We start from the raw sequence: 15706 nt of genomic DNA, 5'->3' as shown, positions 1-15706 counted from the left end.
ATATTAACCATCTTTTTTTAGGAGGACCTTCTTTGAACCGTATCCAAAAATTTTTCACCAAAATAAAAGGCCTGCTGGTCCATCGCTTTTTTCAAGTACTCTTGTTCGTCGTACTTGGTTTGTTTGCATATGGGTTAATGCTATCCAACGTTAAGCCTGAAAAGATCCAAGTGGAGCTTTTTAAGCCAGCGGAACAAACGATACGATCCACCAAGACTATAGAAGATACATATAAGACTACGAAAGAAAAAGAAGAAATTTCAAAACAGGTGGCGGATGTTTATACATTAAAAAAGGAATATGCCAAAAATAAAGTCGATTTGATCTCTTCAATTTTTGATTCTGCGATTGAAGTGAACAAAGAAACAGATCCTAATAAAGGCGGTAAAAAAGGAATTAAAAAGACGGATGGCCAAAAGGTTTCCATCTTGAAAGAAAAATTGACGGATGAGGTCAATAAAGATATAGAAGAATCTGTTTTCATGGCATTGATTCAGGCGGATGAAGATGAACTGGAGATAGCGAGGGACTCCACGATAACCGCTGTGAATAATGTGATGAGTGAGCGGATTTCGGCCAGCGATGTTGAAAATGCAAAGAAAAAAGTGGTAGATGAACTGAGCTACATGAGTATAAATAGTGATATGAAGAAGGTCTCCATATCACTTGCCCGTTCGGCGATTATTCAAAATGTTTTTTTTGATAAAGATAAAACGGAGGAACAACGCCGAAAAGCAGTGGAAAGTGTGGAACCAGTCAGGATTCTACAGGGGCAGATTATCGTCGAAGAAAATCAATTAGTGGATCGGGACGTGTACAGGCAGCTTGAATTGGCTGGGTTTTTAAGTACTGAGTCCACAATCTTTCCATATGTGGGTCTCCTACTTTATATCTTTTTAACTTTTACGGCTTTTTATTACTTTTTTTACTATTCCATAACGAAACGGGATAATAAGTACAATCAGTTGTTGGTTTTCAGCCTTGTTTTTATTTTTGCAATGGCAACGATGAAAACAGTCAGCATATTCGCTGAACTGAAAGATTCGAATTTGGAATATATTTTCCCTGCTGCCATGGCAGCGATGCTTATTAAGATATTATTAAATGATAAATTGGCTGTTGCCATGACAATTTTATTAGGATCTTATGGTACGATAATATTTAATGGCGATACGCCAGGAAATCTTGACTTCTCTATGGGGCTTTATATCATTTTTAGCGGATTGATGGCCATCATAATATTATCGCGTTCCAACTTCAAATCAAGAGTACTGGTAGCGGGTCTCATGATGTCAGTGATCAATATCGCTTTCGTCTATTCGCTCATTTTCATTATGGATGGCCATTACACAAAAGTGGAGTATCTATATTATGCGGGAGCGGCTATAGGATCTGGGCTTGGTTCTGCTGTATTGACGATGGGGCTGCTTCCATTTTTCGAGGCGGGATTCGGGATTTTATCTTCAATGAAGTTGATCGAGCTTTCCAATCCCAATCACCCTTTATTGCGAAAAATCTTGATTGAGGCACCTGGTACCTACCACCATAGCGTAATGGTTGCCAATTTAGCGGAATCTGCATGTGAAGCAATTGGCTCGAATGGGTTACTTGCAAGAGTCGGATCTTATTACCACGATATAGGCAAGACAAAGCGGCCGCACTTTTTCATCGAGAACCAGTTAAATGAGGAAAATCCGCATGATAGGCTACAACCGGTAACGAGCAAGGACATTATCATTGCCCATGCCGTTGATGGCGGAGAGATGCTTCGCAACCATAAGTTCCCGAAGGAAATTGTGGATATAGCGGAACAACATCATGGGACGACTTTATTGAAATTTTTCTATCATAAGGCATGTAAGGAAGATGAAGCGACACGCGAAGTCGACTACCGGTATCCAGGGCCCATGGCGAAAATGAAGGAAGTGGCCGTCATTGGAATTGCAGATAGTGTTGAGGCTGCAGTCAGGTCGATGAAGCATCCTACACCCGAGAAGATCGAAGAACTGGTAAGTTTCATAATCAGTGACCGGATTCAAGACGGTCAATTTGATGAATGTGACATTACTATGAGAGAATTAAGTATCGTAAAGCATTCGCTTTGTGAATCGCTGAATGGTATCTTCCACTCAAGGATCGAGTATCCTGACATGGATAAATTAGGACAGAAGGTGAAAAAATGATTTTAACAATGGATTTAATCGATGAAACGAACGAAGTGACGGAAAAAGGGCAGCAGCTTGTTGAAAGCATTTTGCAATTTGCCGCCAATAAAGAGAAGATCGAAGAAGGTACGGAACTATCCGTCACTTTTGTCGACAACAAAAGGATTCAGGAGATTAATAAAGAATACCGTAATAAGGATTCGGCTACCGATGTCATTTCTTTTGCACTGGAAGAGATGGGGGAGGAAGAAGTCGAGATTATCGGGGCGGAAATGCCTCGCATGCTTGGTGATATCATCATTTCAATTGAACGCACAAAAGAGCAGGCCGAGGAGTATGGACACTCTTTTGACCGTGAACTTGGCTTTTTAGCCCTACATGGTTTTCTTCATTTGCTAGGCTATGACCATATGACTGAAGAAGATGAAAAAGTGATGTTTTCTAGACAAAAGGAGATATTGGGGGAATATGGGCTCTCGAGAGAAGGGTAAGCCAAGGTATCCACTCGTAAAAAGCTTTTCATTTGCTTGTCAAGGGATTTTGGAAGCGGTACGGACCGAGCGAAACATACAGATCCATTTCGTGGTGATGGCAGCCGTCGTGTTCTTTGGTTGGTATTTTTCATTGAACGGAATGGAATGGTTGTTTATTTTGACGGCAATTGCTGGTACGATTGCATTAGAACTAGTGAATTCGGCCATTGAACGGGTTGTTGATTTAGTGACAGACCAAATCCATCCTCTTGCCAAGCAGGCAAAAGATATTGCAGCCGGGGCTGTATTCATATATGCTATATTTTCTATAATAGTTGGATTGATTATTTTTTTACCAAAGTTGGGTATGTAGGTTCTTTTATTCATCCAATGTAGAGGGGGAATTGTATAATGAATACGAATGAATTGATTGAAGAAGCTAAAAAAGCTAGGGAAAAGGCTTATGTCCCTTATTCAAAGTTTAAAGTGGGAGCTGCTTTATTGACTGCCGATGGTAAGGTATATCATGGCTGTAATATTGAAAATGCAGCTTACAGCATGTGTAACTGCGCGGAAAGAACGGCATTATTCAGTGCCTATGCACATAATGACAAGAAGTTTAGCAAACTTGCGGTAGTAGCGGACACGGACCGACCGGTATCCCCTTGCGGAGCCTGCAGACAAGTCATTTCAGAACTATGTGAACCGGATATGATGGTTGTTTTAACCAACTTGAATGGTGATACTAAAGAATTAACAGTACAGGAATTGCTTCCAGGAGCTTTTTCACCGGAGGATTTAAATGAATAAATTAGTTAGCGATACACAGGTAAAAGGATATAAATCAGGATTTATATCCATCATCGGCCGTCCTAATGTCGGCAAGAGCACGTTTTTGAACCGTGTAATTGGTCAAAAAATCGCAATCATGAGCGACAAGCCTCAAACGACAAGAAATAAAGTTCAAGGTGTACTTACACAAAATGATTCACAAATGATCTTCATTGATACACCGGGCATTCATAAACCTAAGCATAAGCTTGGGGACTTTATGATGAAGGTTGCGACGAATACCTTGAAAGAGGTCGACCTGATTCTATTCATGATTAATGCTGAAGAAGGCTACGGTCGTGGAGATGAGTTCATCATTGAAAAGCTACAATCGGTTAATACACCCGTTTTCCTTGTAGTCAATAAAATTGATACGATGCATCCTGATGACCTTCTGCCCATCATTGAAAAGTACCAAAAACTGTATCCTTTTGCAGCGGTGGTGCCTATTTCAGCTCTTGAAGGTAATAATGTCGATACATTGCTTGCCCAAATCAAGGAACATCTTCCTGAAGGGCCACAGTTTTACCCAGCCGATCAAGTAACGGATCATCCGGAGCGTTTCATCATTTCTGAATTGGTCCGCGAAAAGGTTCTGCACTTGACTCGTGAAGAGATTCCACATTCCGTGGCTGTTGTGATTGACTCGATCAAAAAAATGGATAACAGTGACACGATCAATGTTATGGCGACCATCATTGTCGAGAGAGATTCCCAAAAAGGAATTGTCATCGGTAAGCAAGGGAAAATGCTGAAAGAAGTCGGTAGTCGCGCGAGAGTAGACATTGAGAACCTATTGGGCTCTAAGGTTTTCCTTGAGCTATGGGTCAAGGTCCAGAAAGATTGGCGTAATAAAGCTAGTCAGCTACGTGATTTTGGATTTGATGAGAAAGAATATTAATTAACAAATTTTACGCTTCATGAAAGTGTGAAAAACGGTCAAGCTAATCATTAAGGACGGATATTTATCTGATATTGCTAGTCATAATGAAGGGTGGGCTTTATATGTTGGATTTTACCTGGGAGTTATTTAGTGAGACAGGTAATGTGGACACCTATTTACTTTATAAGGAGATAGAAGTCGAAAGGCAGGAAAGACCATTAGTATCGAATGAAGAGCTAGCTGATATTGATTTTCCTGTTTCTTAAGGATTAGCTAAGGCGAGTATGGGTGGTGTCTTTTATGCTTCAGAAATGTGAAGGCATTGTCATTAGAAGGACGGCATATGGAGAAAACAATAAAATTATAACGATTTATACCCGAGAGCTAGGGAAAATAGGGGTCATGGCTAGAGGTGCGAGCAAGCCAAATAGCAGGCTTGCCGCCGTGACCCAGCTTTTTTGCTCCGGGTATTTCCTTGTTTCGACATCTAGTGGACTTGGAAGCCTTCAGCAGGGGGAAATGGTTGACTCGCTTCGTTTTATCAGGGAGGATCTTTTCGCCACTGCCTATGCTTCCTATATCGTCGAATTGCTCGATAAGAGTGTGGACGATAAAAAACCAAATCCATATCTGTTTGAATTGCTTTCACAAACTTTACATTACATAAATGAAGAATACGACACTGAGGTTTTGAAATTCATTTTTGAAATGAAAATGCTTCCTGTAAATGGAATCAACCCGGTTTTGAACCAATGTGCCGTTTGTGGGGAGACCGAAGGGGAATTTGCTTTCTCCCTAAGGGAAGCCGGGTTTATTTGTCACCGATGTTTGGACAAGGACCCTTATCATTATAAAATTTCTCCTTCTGCGGTGAAACTTCTGAGGATCTTTTATTATTTTGATTTATCCAGGCTTGGTAACATATCTGTTAAACCGGAAACTAAAAGGGAATTGTCAAAAATCATTGATGCCTATTATGAGGAATATTCAGGATTACATCTGAAGTCCAAAAAGTTTCTCAAACAGATTGATTCGATGAAAGATATGTTTTAGGTTCGAACTATTGACATTCTGGTTTTGTTTGTATAAAATTTTAATCATCAAAATAAGAAGAATGCGTCGATGGAAGAGAGTACCTGTTTTAATTCATAAAAGCGAACCCGGGATGGTGCAAGCCGGGATATGAAGACACAGGGAAGGGCGTTCCGGAGCATGATTAGGTTTGAAAAGAGGCCGTTTCATAACGGCAATTAGGGTGGAACCGCGGGTAAACTCTCGTCCCTATGCATTACGCATAGGGACGGGAGTTTTTTGTTTGCCTTGAGGAATCCTAGGCAAAAGATGCTTCCCGCCCCTGAATCTGAAATTTAGTAAGCCGCTTTAAATAATCTGGAGGTGTACGATGAATATTCAAAATATGATTTTAACTTTGCAAAAGCATTGGTCTGAGCAAGGCTGTATCTTAATGAATGCTTATGATGTCGAAAAAGGTGCCGGGACGATGAGTCCTTATACCTTCCTTAGAGCAATTGGGCCAGAACCCTGGAGTGTTGCTTACGTGGAGCCTTCAAGACGTCCTGCAGACGGCCGGTATGGAGAGAATCCTAACCGTCTTTATCAACATCATCAATTTCAAGTGATCATGAAGCCTTCTCCGGATAATATTCAAGAACTTTATTTGGAGTCATTACGGAAGCTAGGCATCAATCCATTGGAGCACGACATTCGCTTTGTTGAGGATAACTGGGAAAATCCATCCCTTGGCTGTGCGGGTCTAGGATGGGAAGTATGGTTGGATGGAATGGAGATTACCCAATTCACCTATTTCCAACAAGTTGGTGGACTAGAGTGTAAACCAGTCTCCGTCGAAATTACATACGGAATTGAACGTTTGGCTTCTTACATCCAAGACAAAGAAAATGTCTTTGAACTTGAATGGACGGATGGATTTACTGTTCGTGACATCTTTGGTCAACCGGAATACGAGCATTCGAAATATACATTCGAGACATCCAACCTTGATATGCTGTTCGAGCTTTTCACGATGTATGAAAAGGAAGCGCATCGTCAAATGGAGGAAGGTCTTGTGCATCCTGCTTATGACTATGTATTGAAGTGTTCCCATACGTTCAATCTGCTGGATGCCAGAGGTGCCATTTCAGTAACGGAAAGAACGGGTTATATTGCCCGTTGTCGTAATTTAGCGCGTAAGGTTGCCAAAACTTTTTATGAAGAGCGGGAAAAATTAGGCTTCCCGATCCTGAAAGTGAAAGGGGAGAAAACAAATGAGCAAGCGTGATTTGTTATTGGAAATTGGGTTGGAGGAGCTACCGGCTCGATTTGTTACAGCTTCTATGAAACAGTTATCCGACAAAGTACAAAAGTGGTTGACACAAAAAGCGATTGAATTTGGTGAAGTCGAAGCATTTTCAACACCAAGACGTTTGGCGATATTGGTAAAAGATGTTGCGGAATCACAAAAGGACATTGAAGAAGAAGCAAAAGGACCGGCTAAGAAGATCGCTTTGGACGCCGAAGGTAACTGGTCTAAAGCAGCGTTAGGTTTTGTAAGAGGACAAGGCATGACGGCTGAGGATATTTATTTCAAAGAACTTAAAGGTGTGGAATATGTCCATGTGAATAAATTCATCAAGGGGCAACCGACAGCTCAGTTATTGGCGGAGCTACAAGAGATCATAACTGGCATGACCTTCCCGAAAAATATGCGTTGGGCCAACCAGGACCTTCGCTTCGTCCGTCCGATTAAATGGTTAATTGCTTTGTTCGGTAAAGAAGTAGTACCTTTTACCATAGCTGAAGTAGAAACAGGCCGAGAAACGAAAGGTCATCGCTTTTTAGGTGAAAGTACAGTTATCGAAACTCCTGACCAGTATGAAAAGTCACTTAACGAACAATTTGTCATGGTCAATCCAGACAAACGCCGTACCGTGATCTTAGATCAAATCAAAAACCTGGAACAGGAGAATGGCTGGATCATCCCGGTCGATGAAAATCTTCTGGAAGAGGTAAATAACTTGGTTGAATATCCAACGGTGTTATTTGGCCGTTTTGAAGAAGAATTCCTTGAATTGCCTTCTCAGGTGCTGATTACATCGATGAAGGAACATCAACGGTATTTCCCTGTAAAAGATCAAGATGGAGAGTTGCTTCCTTTCTTCGTGACTGTTCGAAATGGGGATGACCGTCACCTGGATATGGTATCGAAAGGGAACGAAAAAGTATTGCGTGCCCGTTTATCGGATGCAGCTTTCTTCTACAAAGAAGATCAGAAAAAAGAGATTGCTGATGCTTTGAAAAAGCTGGATAGCATCGTTTACCATGAAGAAATCGGTACTCTAGCCGAGAAAACTGAACGTGTAACAGAGGTAACCGGAGCATTGGTGGATGCCTTGAAACTGAAAGTGGATAAAGAATTGGCGCTACGTGCTGCAAAAATAGCCAAGTTTGATTTAGTGAGTCATATGGTTTATGAGTTCCCTGAATTACAAGGGTACATGGGTGAAAAGTATGCCCTTCTAAAAGGTGAAGCGAAAGAAGTGGCGACAGCGATCAATGAACATTATATGCCACGACATGCAGATGACGATGTACCTCCATCCTTAATCGGGGCACTTGTGAGCGTAGCGGAAAAAATTGATACACTGGCATCATTCTTCGCCATCGGAGTGATCCCTACCGGTTCTCAGGATCCATATGCTTTAAGAAGACAAGCAAGTGGAGTCGTTCAAATTCTAGCGGAGAAAAAGTGGGATATCACACTGGAGGAACTTATCACTTTGGGTCTTAAAGGACTTGAAGCAAAAGGCCTCTTGAAACGTGATATGGATGATGTAAAAGCGGATATGCATACATTCTTTAAAGCCCGTGTGAAGCATTTGCTTCAGGAACTACACATTCGCTATGATTTAATCGATGCTGTTTTGGTTAATGAAATTGGTTATATCCATTCTGTTGTTGAACGCTCTCAGGTATTAGAAGCAAAGAAAGAGGAAGCCGGCTTTAAAGAAAGTCTTGAGGCGTTAAGCCGTGTCATGAATATCGCTGGGAAATGCGATAATAAGGTGACAGTGAACCCGGCTGCTTTTGAAAATGTAGAAGAAAAAGCGTTGTATGAGAAATTTGGAACGGTTGCTTCAGCCTATGCCGAAACGAATGATGAGATGGAGCATTTCGAACAGCTTATATCGCTTCAAAGCGAAATAGAGGCTTATTTCGAGCATACAATGGTCATGGCGGAAGATGAAGCCGTACGTAATAATCGTTTATCCCTTATGAAAGAAATTAGTGATTTAGTTTCCAGCTTTGGGGCTGTGAACAAAATAATCCTTTCTTAATCCAATGAAATGATCGGGACCCTTTTTATGAAGGGTTTCCGATTATTACAACTAATAGAGATGAAAACTGCTTTTATCAAATGATATAGTATATAATCGTTATATGAAGATCCTTTGTTACTTTACTCTGCGAAAAGCAGTAGGGTGGTGATTACAATTCAATTGAATAAACGTCAGGAACAGATTTTACAAATTGTTAAAGAGAATGGACCGATTACTGGAGAGCATATTGCAGATAGGTTAAGCTTAACGAGGGCGACGCTTCGTCCGGATTTGGCTATCTTAACGATGGCCGGTTTTCTAGATGCACGTCCACGTGTCGGGTATTTCTATACAGGTCGCTCGGGTACACAGCTATTGACAGATAGTCTGAACCATCTGTATGTTCGGGACCATCAATCGATCCCTGTCGTTGTGGACGAGGGTATATCTGTTTACGATGCGATTGTCATGATGTTTTTAGAAGATGTCGGCACTATGTTCGTAGTGGATAAGCATGCTTTACTCGTAGGGGTACTGTCCAGAAAAGACTTGCTCCGTGCAAGTATTGGGAAACAAGAACTGAATTCCATCCCGGTCAATATCATCATGACAAGGATGCCTAACATTACAATGTGTACTAAAGAAGATTTATTGATCGATGTTGCCAAAAAATTGATTGAGAAACAAATTGATTCATTACCTGTCGTCAAAGAAACAGAAAAAGGCTATGAGGTAATTGGAAGAGTGACGAAAACCAATATAACAAAAGCATTCGTAGCTTTAGCTGATGAAGGCTATTAGGGGGGCTTGCAAAGGAATGACGGAGAATATGAACGGTTCTATTATATATGTTGTATCGGATTCAGTTGGGGAAACAGCGGAGTTAGTTACTAAAGCTGCGGCTAGTCAGTTTTCTAGTTCCGCTTTTACTATTAAACGAATTCCGTATATTGAAGATGAACATAACGTGGATGAAGTAATTTCACTGGCCAAATTAGATGGGGCAATCATCGCCTACACTCTTGTGAAGCCTGCTATTAGAGACTACATGAAAGCACAGGTGGAAAAAGAAAACCTGTCTGCTTATGACATTTTAGGACCGCTCATGGATATCCTTCAGGAAAGAACATCTAAAGGACCTCTTAATGAGCCGGGGCTCGTAAGAAAACTTGACGATGATTATTTCAAACGTGTGGAAGCCATTGAATTTGCTGTAAAATACGACGATGGACGGGATCCACGTGGGATTTTACGTGCGGATATCGTGTTGGTTGGTGTTTCTCGCACGTCCAAAACACCTTTGTCCCAATATTTAGCTCATAAACGCTATAAAGTGGCCAATGTTCCTTTAGTACCAGAGGTAGAGCCGCCAGAAGAACTATTCCTGGTCCCGCCTGAAAAATGCATTGGGTTGAAAATAAGTCCTGAAAAGTTAAATCATATTCGGAAAGAGCGATTGAAGTCACTTGGACTCAATGATCATGCTATATATGCGAATGTGGAACGAATCAAAGAAGAGTTGACATACTTTGATAAAATTATTTCAAGGCTCGACTGCCCAATCATTGATGTTACGAATAAAGCTGTCGAAGAAACGGCCAACTTAATTATGAATATTCTTCAAAATAAAAATCGGTAGATTTCTCTTATTCTTAAAATTGAGATTAATCAAAATGTGAGCTGGACACTTTTAGTGTCGGCTCACATTTTCATGCTCAAGGTTTGTTGGGTTTTAAATGTAAAACATGGATGACGCTTACATAATTCCTCTTTTGTTAAACAATTCACAACCCACTTTTTAGATGTTTGAAATTCAGAATCTAATTGGTAGCATCTTTTTAAAAAATAGATTATAATAAAAAATTGTGAGAAAAAAGTAATCTTGAGGTTTAGACTTGGTTATTAAGGAATAAACTAAGGATTATAAGAAGTCAAGTTTTTTATCATAAAAAAATTCGACACATTCAGTATAATTGATGAGGCAAAATAGGGTGTAACACTTGTTTAGAGGATACCGTTTGTATATTCTTGCGAATGACTTCAGGATAAGTGTTTGGAAGTTTCATTATATCTCGATAAAGTTTAGGGGAGAAAAAAGGATTATGCAGAATGATGTAGAATTAAAAGGTATGATAAATAAACCAATAATACATGTTGACGCCGATGCATGTCCGGTGAAAGATGAGATTCTTCATTGTGCAAGACAATGCGATGTCGATGTCTGTTTTGTTGCATCATATAAAAATATGATGAACAACCCTGAAGGCAAATGGGTATACGTCGATGCAGATAAAGAAGCAGCAGATCTTTATATAGTGAATTCTGTAAAAAAGGGTGATATTGTTATTACTGCTGATATTGGATTAGCTGGTACCCTGCTTCCTAAAAGCGTTTATGTTCTATCTCCGAGGGGAAAAGAATATACAAATGAGAATATTTTCATGCTTCTCGATATGCGCTACCAGTCAGCGAAACTTCGCAGGCAGGGGAAGCATACGAAAGGACCGAAAGCCTTTACAAAGGATGACAAAATATGTTTTACAAATAAACTTTTGAAAATTTTGTCGAATTTTGCAGGGAATCAGAATTCAATATCGAATTAAAAAACTATCACCAAAATCGCAAGGTGAAAAAATGACAAATGGTCGTATAGAAGATGAAAAGATAAATCAGATCCGAGAAGCAGTGGACATCGTCGACTTGATTGGAGAATATGTCCAGCTGAAGAAGCAAGGACGGAATTATTTCGGGCTTTGTCCTTTCCATGGTGAAAACTCACCATCATTTTCTGTTTCCGCAGAGAAGCAGATTTTCCATTGTTTCGGCTGTGGTGCAGGCGGAAATATTTTCACTTTCTTAATGGATATCGAAGGGTATAATTTTGTGGAATCTGCAAAGGTCCTGGCTGAAAAAGGGAATATACCTTTGGACATTGAAATAAATAAGGACTCCCAACGATCTAATATGCCGGCTGGTTCTCAACAGATGCTTGAAGCCCATGACTTGCTTCGAAAGTTTTACCATCATCTTCTTGTAAATACCAAGGAAGGCCAAGAAGCTTTGGAGTATCTCCTTAATAGAGGATTTACCGAAGAAACGATTGAAAAGTTCCAAATTGGTTACTCACTGGATTCTTGGGATTTTGTTTCCAAGTTTCTTTTAAAAAGGGGTTTCCCGCCAGAATTTATGGAGCAGGCTGGGTTGATTATTTACAGGGAAAAAGATGAGTCATACTTTGACCGTTTTAGAAATAGAGTCATGTTTCCAATTATGGATCATCAAGGGAATACGATTGCGTTTTCGGGTAGAGCAATGGGGGACGATGAGCCCAAATACTTGAATAGCCCCGAGACCCCAATCTTTAATAAAAGTAAAACTTTATATAATTTCCATCAAGCAAGACCGCACATTCGCAAGAAGGAACAAGTTGTAATTTTCGAAGGTTTTGCCGACTGTATTTCCGCAGTCCGTGCCGGAGTGGAGAATTCGGTTGCTACGATGGGGACCGCTCTAACCGATCAGCACATTCAACTTTTAAAAAGAAATACGGACCAGGTTTTAATCTGTTATGATTCGGATTCGGCTGGTTTGAATGCAGCTAACCGCGCAGTTAACATGCTACAGGAAACGGATTTTACCGTTAAGGTAGCACTTATGCCTGATAATATGGACCCCGATGACTACATAAAGGAATTTGGTGAGAAAAGCTTTGTTTCTGAGGTAATAGGGGCCAGTTTAACCTACATGGCATTCAAGATGCATTATTTACGTCGAGGAAAAAATGTAAATAATGAAGGAGATCGAATTCAATATATCGAAGAAGTCCTTAAAGAAATTTCTCGTTTGCCAAGTGCAGTGGAGCGGGATCATTATCTTAGGCAGCTATCCTCCGAGTTTACACTTTCGTTGGATGCGCTTGAACAGCAGCAACGACAGGTATTTTTTGCGGAACGTAAAAAGGGTACACTGCCACAACCTGCTGCTCAAAAGAAAATGACCCTTCAGTATGAGCATAAATTAAAACCTGCTCATCACAATGCTGAAATTAAGTTGATGGCCCATATGCTGAAAAGCAGGGAAATGACTTATAAGATTCAACAGTTGCTTGGACAAACACTCTTTCATGTAGATGAACATCAGGCCATCATCACCTATTTATATGCTTTCTATGAAGATGGACACGAGCCTGATCCAAGCTTTTTCCTTACTTATTTGCCGGATCCAAACTTGAGAAGGATCGTTTCGGAAATAGAAATGATGTCAGTTAATGAGGAAGTTTCCGATAAAGAACTGACTGATTGTATAAATCAAGTGTTGAAATATGAAAAGATGTTAAAGATAAAAGAAAAACAGGCAGAAGAAAAAGATGCAGTGAGACGCAGCGATCCTAAAGCTGCCGCCAGAATTGCAATGGAAATCATTAAGTTGCGCAAAATGTTGTAGTTGTTTAGGTGTAAGACCTGGAAGGAGGGGAACTAATGGCTGAAAAACCAGCACGTTCCAAACAAGTTGATAATGAATTTAGCCTTGAGCAGGTTAAAGAAAAATTAATAGAGCTAGGTAAGAAAAGAGGCTCTTTGACCTTAGAAAAAATTGCCGAAAAAATTGGCGGTTTCGAATTAGATTCCGATCAAATGGATGAGTTCTATGAGGTGCTAGCTGAAAATGGAATCGAGATTCTCACGGATGGTGAGGAAGAAGAGGATGAAGATGATCCGGATTCCAAAAAACTTGCTAAAGAAGAAGAGTTTGACTTAAATGACTTAAGTGTTCCTCCTGGTGTTAAGATTAATGATCCTGTCCGGATGTACTTGAAAGAGATCGGTCGGGTCGACCTTTTATCTGCAGAAGAGGAAATCTCTTTAGCGATGCGAATCGAGGAAGGGGACGAAGAGGCAAAACGCCGTCTAGCCGAAGCCAATCTACGTCTGGTAGTCAGCATAGCCAAACGTTACGTAGGACGCGGTATGCTTTTCCTTGACTTGATTCAAGAAGGAAATATGGGTCTTATCAAAGCGGTAGAGAAATTCGATTACCGCAAAGGGTACAAGTTCAGTACCTATGCAACTTGGTGGATTCGTCAGGCCATCACTCGTGCGATTGCTGACCAAGCAAGAACGATCAGGATACCGGTGCATATGGTTGAGACCATCAATAAATTAATCAGGGTACAAAGACAGCTTCTTCAAGATCTTGGACGTGAACCATCTCCAGAGGAAATTGCAGAGGATATGGATTTAACTCCGGAAAAGGTTCGTGAAATCTTGAAGATTGCTCAGGAGCCTGTTTCATTGGAAACCCCAATTGGTGAAGAAGATGATTCACACTTAGGTGATTTCATTGAAGACCAAGATGCGACTTCTCCATCTGAACATGCTGCATACGAATTGTTGAAAGAACAACTTGAAGATGTGTTAGATACACTGACTGATCGTGAAGAGAATGTCTTGAGACTTCGCTTCGGACTTGATGATGGTCGTACACGCACTCTTGAAGAGGTAGGTAAGGTGTTTGGCGTAACCCGCGAGCGTATCCGTCAAATCGAAGCTAAGGCACTACGAAAGCTTAGACATCCAAGCCGCAGTAAACGCTTGAAAGATTTCCTAGAATAGAATAACGCCCTTTACAGAGCCCTCTTTGAATGCCCAGCGTTCGGGAGTGGCTCTTTTTTTCAGCCATTGGTGTGGAGAATAATCCTTTAAAGGAAATCAACACCAAATCCGACAGGCAGGATTAACCGAAAAATAAAAAAGCACAGTACGCATGAGGAAGTGTATTCATGGATGAAACAAGAAAGAAAATCATCATTCAAGAAATTAACTCTTGGAAGCAAAGTCGCATGCTCCCAGAACAATATTGCAATTACTTACTAGCCTTATATAGCCAGGGGGAGGCACAACCTGTTACCCCTCAGAAAAGCAAAAGCCGTAAAAAAGAATGGATTAATGGGATTGCAATGGGTGCTCTTTTTTTAATTAATATATTTTCGAATTATTTTACTGAAATATCCAACACAATGCAAATAGTCGTGACAACTTTCTCCATCCTTGCTTTTCTTTTCTTTCTTCGACGCTTTAAGAACACGAAACTCCTTTTACTATTATCTTTAATAGGATTGTTATTGTTAGTGTTAGTGGAAACAGTGCAAGTAACCGAGCTAATCGCTGCTGGAAAGAGGAGTATCCTGTATATAGGCTTATTTTTCAACTGTGGGTTATGGTTATGGATTGGCCAAAAATATAAGCTGCTCTATTTTTCGATATCTGGAATTTTGGGATTAGTTGTAATAGCTTACTTTTTATTGATATAATTAAAAACAGATGCTTGTTTGTTTTATCATGAATAGGGGTATTATGGAAATAATCCAAGAAAAGTCAAAATTGTTCGTAAATATACATAAATTTTTGACAAATTTGAGAAAAAATATAATATCTTCTATTTTTGGGGTTTTACTTGAAACTCTTTTCAAGTAAAATAATATATAGTAATTTGTATATAATATTAAATATGGTAAGTTTAGGTTCTACATAGAGGAGGAAATACTATGAATCGCAATCCAGTTATGCCTTTTATTATTATCATGGTTTTTGGTATTGGACTTATGTTTTTACTTTCATTCAAAGGTTTAGGAGATGCCAAAGATCTTGCTAAAGAAAAAGAAGGCGGAGAAAAAACAGAGGAAACGGAAAGTGCCTCATCCTCACCTGAAGACATTTATAAACAGAATTGCATTTCATGTCATGGTGATGCCTATCAAGGTGGAGTCGGACCTGCCCTTAAGGGTGTTGCCGACCGTTTATCCGAAGATGAAGTCAAAGAAGTCATCGCTAATGGACGAGGAGCTATGCCTGCTGGTTTAGTTGACGAATCGAATCTCGATGCCATGGCAAAGTATATTCACGGATTAAAATAAGCAGGAAGCTGATTCAAAACGTACATTCGTTTTTGAATCAGCTTTTCTTTTATCTTCGGTATTCTCCTCCTTTTCCCTGATGGATCCCCCCATGTTGTCCTCGT

At 40.1% G+C, this 15706-nt stretch carries 16 protein-coding genes and 1 other annotated feature; all 16 genes read left to right on the top strand.

From position 1 onward, the window contains the following. The first annotated feature begins 32 nt into the window (after positions 1–32). The 16 genes from ACIQXU_RS01380 to cccA all read left to right on the top strand — a co-directional run bounded on the left by ACIQXU_RS01380 (position 33) and on the right by cccA (position 15602). Positions 33–2183 carry an HD family phosphohydrolase gene (locus ACIQXU_RS01380; protein WP_402986297.1) on the top strand — a complete coding sequence of 717 codons (2151 nt, stop codon included), beginning with the start codon at positions 33–35 and terminating at the stop codon, positions 2181–2183. After that, positions 2180–2656 carry an rRNA maturation RNase YbeY gene (gene ybeY, locus ACIQXU_RS01375; RefSeq protein ID WP_402986295.1) on the top strand — a complete coding sequence of 159 codons (477 nt, stop codon included), beginning with the start codon at positions 2180–2182 and terminating at the stop codon, positions 2654–2656. Before ACIQXU_RS01380 ends, ybeY begins: the two co-directional genes overlap by 4 nt. Continuing rightward, complete coding sequence (locus tag ACIQXU_RS01370) at positions 2634–3011, top strand: diacylglycerol kinase family protein (protein ID WP_402958411.1); 378 nt, start codon at positions 2634–2636, stop codon at positions 3009–3011. The genes ybeY and ACIQXU_RS01370 overlap by 23 nt, the downstream gene beginning before the upstream one ends. Before the next feature lie 38 nt (positions 3012–3049). Beyond that, positions 3050–3448 carry a cytidine deaminase gene (locus ACIQXU_RS01365; protein ID WP_402869580.1) on the top strand — a complete coding sequence of 133 codons (399 nt, stop codon included), beginning with the start codon at positions 3050–3052 and terminating at the stop codon, positions 3446–3448. After that, a complete protein-coding gene (gene era, locus ACIQXU_RS01360) occupies positions 3441–4370 on the top strand; it encodes a GTPase Era (protein ID WP_402869578.1) in 930 nt (309 codons plus the stop codon). Before ACIQXU_RS01365 ends, era begins: the two co-directional genes overlap by 8 nt. Positions 4371–4474: 104 nt before the next feature. Next, complete coding sequence (locus tag ACIQXU_RS01355) at positions 4475–4618, top strand: YqzL family protein (RefSeq protein ID WP_402869576.1); 144 nt, start codon at positions 4475–4477, stop codon at positions 4616–4618. A gap of 34 nt (positions 4619–4652) precedes the next feature. Further along, positions 4653–5405 carry a DNA repair protein RecO gene (gene recO / locus ACIQXU_RS01350; protein ID WP_402958417.1) on the top strand — a complete coding sequence of 251 codons (753 nt, stop codon included), beginning with the start codon at positions 4653–4655 and terminating at the stop codon, positions 5403–5405. 57 nt (positions 5406–5462) lie between these two features. Continuing rightward, positions 5463–5638, top strand: a binding site (T-box leader). Positions 5639–5754: 116 nt separating this feature from the next. Next, on the top strand, positions 5755–6651 hold the full coding sequence (glyQ, locus tag ACIQXU_RS01345) for a glycine--tRNA ligase subunit alpha (RefSeq protein WP_402869572.1): 897 nt from the start codon (positions 5755–5757) through the stop codon (positions 6649–6651). Further along, positions 6638–8707: a glycine--tRNA ligase subunit beta gene (glyS, locus tag ACIQXU_RS01340; RefSeq protein ID WP_402986293.1), complete on the top strand. Its 2070-nt coding sequence runs from the start codon at positions 6638–6640 to the stop codon at positions 8705–8707. The genes glyQ and glyS overlap by 14 nt, the downstream gene beginning before the upstream one ends. Positions 8708–8851: 144 nt before the next feature. Beyond that, positions 8852–9490, top strand: a complete 639-nt coding sequence (gene ccpN / locus ACIQXU_RS01335) for a transcriptional regulator CcpN (RefSeq protein WP_402869892.1) — start codon at positions 8852–8854, stop codon at positions 9488–9490. Between the two features lie 16 nt (positions 9491–9506). Then, a complete protein-coding gene (locus ACIQXU_RS01330) occupies positions 9507–10328 on the top strand; it encodes a pyruvate, water dikinase regulatory protein (protein WP_402869568.1) in 822 nt (273 codons plus the stop codon). A gap of 490 nt (positions 10329–10818) precedes the next feature. Next, positions 10819–11292 (top strand): YaiI/YqxD family protein, encoded by a 474-nt coding sequence (locus ACIQXU_RS01325; RefSeq protein WP_402987336.1) that lies wholly within the window; start codon positions 10819–10821, stop codon positions 11290–11292. A gap of 31 nt (positions 11293–11323) precedes the next feature. Further along, complete coding sequence (gene dnaG, locus ACIQXU_RS01320) at positions 11324–13132, top strand: DNA primase (RefSeq protein ID WP_402986291.1); 1809 nt, start codon at positions 11324–11326, stop codon at positions 13130–13132. 35 nt (positions 13133–13167) lie between these two features. Beyond that, positions 13168–14301 carry an RNA polymerase sigma factor RpoD gene (rpoD, locus tag ACIQXU_RS01315; RefSeq protein ID WP_402869563.1) on the top strand — a complete coding sequence of 378 codons (1134 nt, stop codon included), beginning with the start codon at positions 13168–13170 and terminating at the stop codon, positions 14299–14301. 167 nt (positions 14302–14468) lie between these two features. Continuing rightward, positions 14469–14999: a hypothetical protein gene (locus ACIQXU_RS01310; protein ID WP_402986288.1), complete on the top strand. Its 531-nt coding sequence runs from the start codon at positions 14469–14471 to the stop codon at positions 14997–14999. A gap of 234 nt (positions 15000–15233) precedes the next feature. Next, positions 15234–15602: a cytochrome c550 gene (cccA, locus tag ACIQXU_RS01305; protein WP_402869559.1), complete on the top strand. Its 369-nt coding sequence runs from the start codon at positions 15234–15236 to the stop codon at positions 15600–15602. Positions 15603–15706: the final 104 nt, after the last annotated feature.

It is taken from the genome of Peribacillus sp. NPDC097284, from assembly GCF_044761765.1.
Lineage (GTDB): Bacteria > Bacillota > Bacilli > Bacillales > DSM-1321 > Peribacillus.
The sequence above is the reverse complement of the archived record's forward strand: the minus strand, read 5'-3'. Positions and strand labels throughout refer to the sequence as shown.